The sequence below is a fragment of the Streptomyces sp. NPDC007983 genome, assembly GCF_042958345.1.
Lineage (GTDB): Bacteria > Actinomycetota > Actinomycetes > Streptomycetales > Streptomycetaceae > Streptomyces.
The window spans coordinates 22,622-29,014 of record NZ_JBIBJI010000008.1 but is presented as its reverse complement, the minus strand read 5'-3'; the positions used below and the strand labels follow the sequence as shown (position 1 = coordinate 29,014).

Genomic DNA, 6,393 nt, shown 5'->3' with positions numbered 1-6,393 from the left:
GCGTCGCATCATGAACGAGGACAAGCTGCGCGACTATCTGAAGCGGGTGACCGCCGACCTCCAGCGCACCCGCCAGCGGCTGGCCGAGGCGGAGTCACGGGCCCGCGAGCCGATCGCGGTCGTGGGCATGGCCTGCCGGTTCCCCGGCGGCGCCACCACACCCGAGGGGCTGTGGGAGCTGGTGTCCGAGGGGCGTGACGCGGTGGGGCCGTTCCCGGACAACCGCGGCTGGGATCTGGACGGCCTGTACGACCCGGATCCCAACGCCACGGGAAAGACCTACGCCCGCGAGGGCGGCTTCCTCTACGACGCCGACCGCTTCGACCCCGAGTTCTTCGGCATCAGCCCCCGCGAGGCCCTCGCGCTCGACCCCCAGCAGCGGCTGCTCCTGGAAACCAGCTGGGAGTGTGTGGAGAGCGCCGGGCTGTCCCCGGGTGAGCTGCGCGGCAGCCGTACCGGGGTGTTCAGCGGGGTGTCCGGGCACGAGTACGCCTCGCTCATCCACCGGGGCCCGGAGGATGTCGAGGGTCATCTGCTGACGGGCACCACCCTGAGCGTGGCCTCCGGGCGGATCGCGTACACACTCGGTCTGGAGGGCCCGGCGGTCACCGTGGACACCGCGTGCTCCTCGTCGCTGGTGGCTCTCCATATGGCCTGCCAGTCGCTGCGGAACGACGAGTCGGCCATGGCGCTGGCCGGTGGCGCGGCGGTGATGCCGACGCCGGGCATGTTCGTGGAGTTCAGCCGCCAGCGCGGGCTGGCCGCCGACGGCCGGTGCAAGTCGTTCGCGGCCGCCGCCGACGGCACCACCTGGGCCGAGGGCGCGGGCACGATCCTGCTGGAACGGCTCTCCGACGCCCAGGCCAACGGCCACCCCATCCTGGCCGTCATACGGGGCTCGGCGGTCAACCAGGACGGCAAGAGCAGCCAGTTGAGCGCGCCCAACGGCCCCGCTCAGCAGCGGGTCATCCACGCCGCCCTCGCAAGCGCCGGGCTCACCCCCGACCAGGTGGACGCCGTGGAGGGCCACGGCACCGGCACCACCCTCGGCGACCCCATCGAGGCACAGGCCCTGCTCGCCACCTACGGCCAGGACCGCGAGGAGCCGCTGTGGCTGGGCTCCTTCAAGTCCAACATCGGCCACGCACAGGCGGCGGCCGGCATCGGCGGCGTCATCAAGATGATCCAGGCCATGCGCCACGCCACCCTGCCCAAAACCCTCCACGTCGATCAGCCCAGCCCGCACATCGACTGGACCACCGGCAGCGTCCAGCTGCTCACCGAACCCCGGCCGTGGCCCGAGACCGACCACCCCCGCCGCGCCGCCGTGTCCTCCTTCGGCATCAGCGGCACCAACGCCCACCTCATCCTCGAACAAGCCCCCGCCACGCCCACGCCGGAGCCCACGGCGAACACCACCACGGTCCCCTGGCTGCTCTCCGCCAAGACCGAACAGGCCCTCCGCGACCAGGCCCAGCGCCTCTTCGACCACATCACCGAACACCCCACCCTCCACCCCACCGACATCGCCCGCACCCTGGCCACCGCCCGTGCCACCTTCGAGCACCAGGCCGCCGTGGTCGGTGCCACGCGCGACGAACTCCTCGCCCATCTCCACACCCTCGCCCAGGACCCCGCCCCCGCCACCCTCCCCACCCGGCCCCGCACGACGAAGGTGGCCTTCCTCTTCACCGGCCAGGGCGCCCAGCACCCGGGCATGGGCCGACAGCTCTACGACACCTACCCCGTCTTCCGCGAGGCGTTCGACGCGGTCTGCGCCACCCTCGACCGCCACCTCGGCGCCGAACGGCCCCTCAAGGACGTCGTCTTCGCGGACGACCCCACGCTCCTGAACCAGACCCGCTACACCCAGCCCGGCCTGTTCGCGCTCCAGACCGCCCTCACCCGGCTCCTCGCCGAGGACTTCGGCATCACCCCCAGCCACCTCATCGGCCACTCCATCGGTGAGATCGCCGCCGCCCACACCGCGGGCATCCTCTCCCTGGACGACGCCTGCCGCCTGGTGGCGGCCCGTGGCACCCTGATGCAGGCCCTGCCCCCGGGCGGCGCCATGGTCGCCGTCGAGGCGACCGAGGACGAGGTCACTCCTCATCTCACCGAACGTGTCGGCATCGCGGCCGTCAACGGGCCCCGATCGGTCGTCGTCTCCGGCGACGAGACCGACGTCACCGCCATCGCCGAGGAGTTCTCCGGCCAAGGGCGGCGCACCCGCCGCCTCACCGTCAGCCACGCCTTCCACTCGCCCCATATGGAGCCCATCCTCGACGACTTCCGCCAGGTCGCCGAGACTCTGCGGTACGACGCGCCCCGCATCCCCCTCATCTCCACCGTCACCGGCCGCGCCGCCACCGGCTCCGACACCACCGGCGCCGCCTACTGGACCGAGCACATCCGCGGCACCACCCGCTTCCACGACGGCCTCACCTCGCTCCACGACCTCGGCGTCACCACCTATCTGGAGATCGGCCCCGACGCCGTCCTCACCGCGCTCACCCGCGAGGCGCTGCCCGAGGCGGCCGCCGTAACCCTGCTGCGCCCCCGTCACCACGAGCCGACCAGCCTGGTCACCGGGCTGGCCCAGGCCCACGCCTGCGGGGTCGCCGTCGACTGGAAGGGGTTCCTGGCCGGGCACGGGGCCCGGGCCGTCCCCCTGCCCACGTACGCCTTCCAGCGGCGCCGCTACTGGCTCGACACCCCCGACCCCGCCGGTTCACCCGCGGGCCTCGGCCTGGAGCCCGCCACGCATCCGCTGCTGGCCACGGCCACCGAACTCCCCGACGGCAGCCATCTGTTCACGGGCCGGGTGACGCTGGCCGACCACGCCTGGCTCGGCGACCACATCGTCATGGGGACCGTCATCCTCCCCGGCACCGCCTTCGTCGAGCTGGCGTTCCACGCCGCGCAGACCGTGGGGATCGACGAGATAGCGGAACTCGTCCTGAACGCCCCCGTCACCTTCGGCGCCCGGGGCGCCGCACTGCTGCAGGTCATCGTCGGGCCCGAGGACCCGGCCACGGGCCGCACCCTGACCATCAGGTCCCGCTCGGAGGAGGACCACTCCTGGACCGAGAACGCCACCGGCCACCTGAGCGCGCCCGTGCCGGTCTCCTGACGGTCAGCACAAGGGCCGGACACCTTGCGAGGTGTCCGGCCCTTGTGCTGTGTCCCGGTCAGGACAGGCGGAGCGGGGTGAACGGCGCCGCCGAGGCGTGCGGGGCGGTGTCGGTGAGGTAGGCGGCCATGACCTCGGCCGTGATGGGCGCGAGCTGGACGCCCATGCGGAAGTGGCCGGCAGCCAGGTAGACGTCGGGGACGGAGGTCGGGCCGATCAGCGGGAGTTCGTCGGGCGAGGCGGGGCGCAGGCCCGCGGTGATCTCGGCGAAGCGCAGGGCGCCGACGCCGGGGATGACCTCGGCGGCGCGGGCCAGCAGGCCGCGGGTGCCGTCGGCGGTCACGGTCTCGTCGTAGCCCCGCTCCTCGTAGGTGGCGCCGACGACGAGTTCGCCGTCCAGCCGGGGCACCAGGTAGAGCGACCCGCCCTTGGAGAGGGCGCGGGACGTCACCCCCAGCAGCGGTGGGTCGGAGTGCAGCCGCAGGATCTGGCCCTTGACGGGACGGATCACCGGGATGGCCTCCTCGGGGAGGCCCCCGATGTGGTGTGTCCAGCAGCCGGCGGCCAGGACGACGCGGTCGAAGGTGACCGCGTCGCCGTTGTCGAGGGTGACGGTGTGGTTCGCGACCCGGATGGCGCGGCGGCGGATGACGGTGCCGCCGAGCGCTTCGATGGCCGTGAGCAGCGCCGCGTTGAAGGTGCGCGGGTCGACGGCGCCGTCGTCGGGGGCCAGCAGGCCGCCGAGGGCGGGGGCGAAGGCGGGCTGGACGGTGCCGCACTCCTCGGGCGTGAGGCGTTCGGAGCGGATGCCCAGCGACTCCCGGAAGGACTCCTGGAAGTCGAGGACGCGGAGCGCGTCGTCGTCGAAGGCGGCGTCCAGGACGCCGTCGCGCCGGAAACCGGAGGGGGCGAACTCCTCCAGTTCGGCGGCGTAGGACGGCCAGAGGTCCCGGGAGGCCAGGCACAGCCGCAGCAGGTCGTTCTCGCCGTCGATCTGCTCGCTGCTGGGCGGGAGCATGCCCGCCGACGCGTGGGATGCCTTGGTGGCGGGGGCCGGGTCGATCACGGTGACGGTGGCACCGTGGCGCAGGGTCCGCCAGGCGGTGGCGAGGCCGATGATGCCTCCGCCGATGACAACGGTGTTCATGATGCGCTCTCCTGGAGGAGTCGCCGCAGATGGGAGGCGAGGTCTGCGGGGGTCGGATGGTCGAAGGTGAGGGTCGCGGGCAGCCGCCGCAGACCGGTGCCGGCCGACAGTCGGCGGCTGAGTTCGAGGTTGCCGATGGAGTCCAGGCCGACGGTGTGGAACTCCCGGTCGGGGTCGATGTCGTCGGGGCTGTCGTAGCCGAGGACGGCGGCGGCCGCGTTACGGACGAACTCCAGGGCGGCGGCGTCGTGTTCGGCCTCGGGCAGGTTCGCCAGCCGGGCCCGCAGGGTGTCGGTCGCGGTGGGCCGGGGCGCCGAGGCGGGCGCCAGGTCGGCCAGGACGGGCGGGACGTCCCCGGTGAGGGCCGACTCGTTCAGCCGTACGGGCGCGAGAACGGCCTCGTCCCCGGCGAGAGCGGCGTCGAAGAGGGTCAGGCCCTGGTCGTGGCCGAGCGGGGCGAAGCCGGAGCGCTTGATGCGGGTGAGGTCGGCGGTGGACAGCTCGGAGCCCATGCCGTCCTCGCTCTCCCACAGGCCCCAGGCGAGGGAGACGCCGTGCAGGCCGAGGGTGCGGCGGTGGTGGGCGAGCCCGTCGAGGACGGCGTTGGCGGCGGCGTAGTTGCCCTGTCCCGCGTTGCCGGTCAGCCCGGCGACGGACGAGAACACCACGAACGCGCAGTCAGGGTCCCGGATGAGGTCGTGCAGATGGAGCGCGGCGTCGACCTTGGGGCGCAGGACCGTGTCGAGCCTGCGCGGCGTGAGGGTGTCGACCGTGGCGTCGGACAGCACGCCCGCGGTGTGGATGACGGCGGAGGGTGCGGGGATGTCCGCCAGGGCGCGTTCCAGTGCCGGGCGGTCGGCGGTGTCGCAGGCGATCACGTCGACGCGGGCGCCGAGCGCGGTGAGGTCGGCGGTCAGGCCGTCGGCGCCGGGCGCGTCCGGGCCGCGGCGGCTGAGCAGCACGAGGTGGCGCACGGCGTGTCGGGTGACCAGGTGCCGGGCGATCAGGCGGCCCAGCGCGCCGGTGCCGCCGGTGATGACGACGGTGCCCGTGAGGCTGTTGCGGCCGGGCGGTGGCGGGCAGCGGACGAGGCGCGGCCGGAACAGGGCGCCGTGGCGCACGGCGAGTTGCGGTTCGCCGGAGGCCACGGCGGCGAGGAGGGCGCGGCCCGAGTCCTCGGGGTCGTCGACGTCGACGAGGACGAAGCGGCCGGCGTGTTCGGACTGGGCGCTGCGCAGCAGCCCCCACACGGCCGCGCCGGGCAGGTCGGACAGGTCTTCCTGGGGGCGGGTCGCGAGGGCGCCGCTGCTGACCAGGACGAGGCGGGCGTCGGCGAGGCGTTCGTCGGCCGACCACTCCTGGACGAGCATCAGGGCGCGCTGGGCGGCCGAGCGGACCGGGGAGTCCTGGTCGGTGCAGGAGACCACGACCACGTCGGGTACGCGGGCGCCTTCGCGGAGCGCGGAGTCGAGGGCGGCCAGCGAGGGGTAGGAGTCGAAGGAGCGGCGGATGGACTTCAGGGCGCCGGTGACGCCGATGTGGTCGGTGCCCAGGAACGCCCAGCGCCGCTGGTCGGCGGCGGCCGACGGCTGCTCGACGGACTTCCAGGCGACGCGCAGCAGCTGGGTGCGCTGCGCGGCGGCGTCGAGCTGGTCGGCGGTGACGGGACGTCTGACGAGGCTCTTGACCGTGACGACCGGTTCGCCGTCGTCACCGGTGAGGGCGAGGGACACGCCGCCCTCACCGGGCCGGGCGTGGACGCCCAGCCGCCGCGCGCCCGGCTTGTGGATGCGCACCCCGCGCAGGGCGAAGGGCAGGAAGGTGCTGTCGTCGCGGTCGAGGCCGGGGACCAGCGCGGCCTGCAGGGCGGCGTCGAACAGCGCCGGGTGCAGGTGGTAGTCGCTCTCGCCGCCGGACGCGGCGCCGTCGAGCCGGGCCTCGGCGTAGACCTCGTCGCCGTCCGCCCACACGGCGCGCAGGCCCCGGAAGGCGGGCCCGTACGGGAGGCCGCGGTCGGCGAGACGGCGGTAGATGTGTGCGATGTCGACCTGCCGGGCTTCCTGGGGAAGCTCCGGCCGTTCCGGGTTGCTCATGGTCGCTTCCTCCGCGGGGC

2 protein-coding genes and 1 pseudogene are annotated in these 6,393 nt (G+C 73.8%); 1 reads left to right on the top strand and 2 read right to left on the bottom strand.

Going from position 1 to position 6,393, the window contains the following annotated elements:
• Positions 1–25: 25 nt before the first annotated feature.
• Positions 26–3,133: pseudogene (locus ACFZCY_RS24890) on the top strand (type I polyketide synthase); the annotation flags it as partial.
• A gap of 58 nt (positions 3,134–3,191) precedes the next feature.
• Here the strand turns inward: ACFZCY_RS24890 and thiO are convergent.
• Together thiO and ACFZCY_RS24880 are read right to left on the bottom strand one after the other, a co-directional pair.
• Positions 3,192–4,280 carry a glycine oxidase ThiO gene (gene thiO / locus ACFZCY_RS24885; protein ID WP_391177281.1) on the bottom strand — a complete coding sequence of 363 codons (1,089 nt, stop codon included), beginning with the start codon at positions 4,278–4,280 and terminating at the stop codon, positions 3,192–3,194.
• Positions 4,277–6,373, bottom strand: a complete 2,097-nt coding sequence (locus ACFZCY_RS24880; RefSeq protein ID WP_391177279.1) for an SDR family NAD(P)-dependent oxidoreductase — start codon at positions 6,371–6,373, stop codon at positions 4,277–4,279. Before ACFZCY_RS24880 ends, thiO begins: the two co-directional genes overlap by 4 nt.
• Positions 6,374–6,393: the final 20 nt, after the last annotated feature.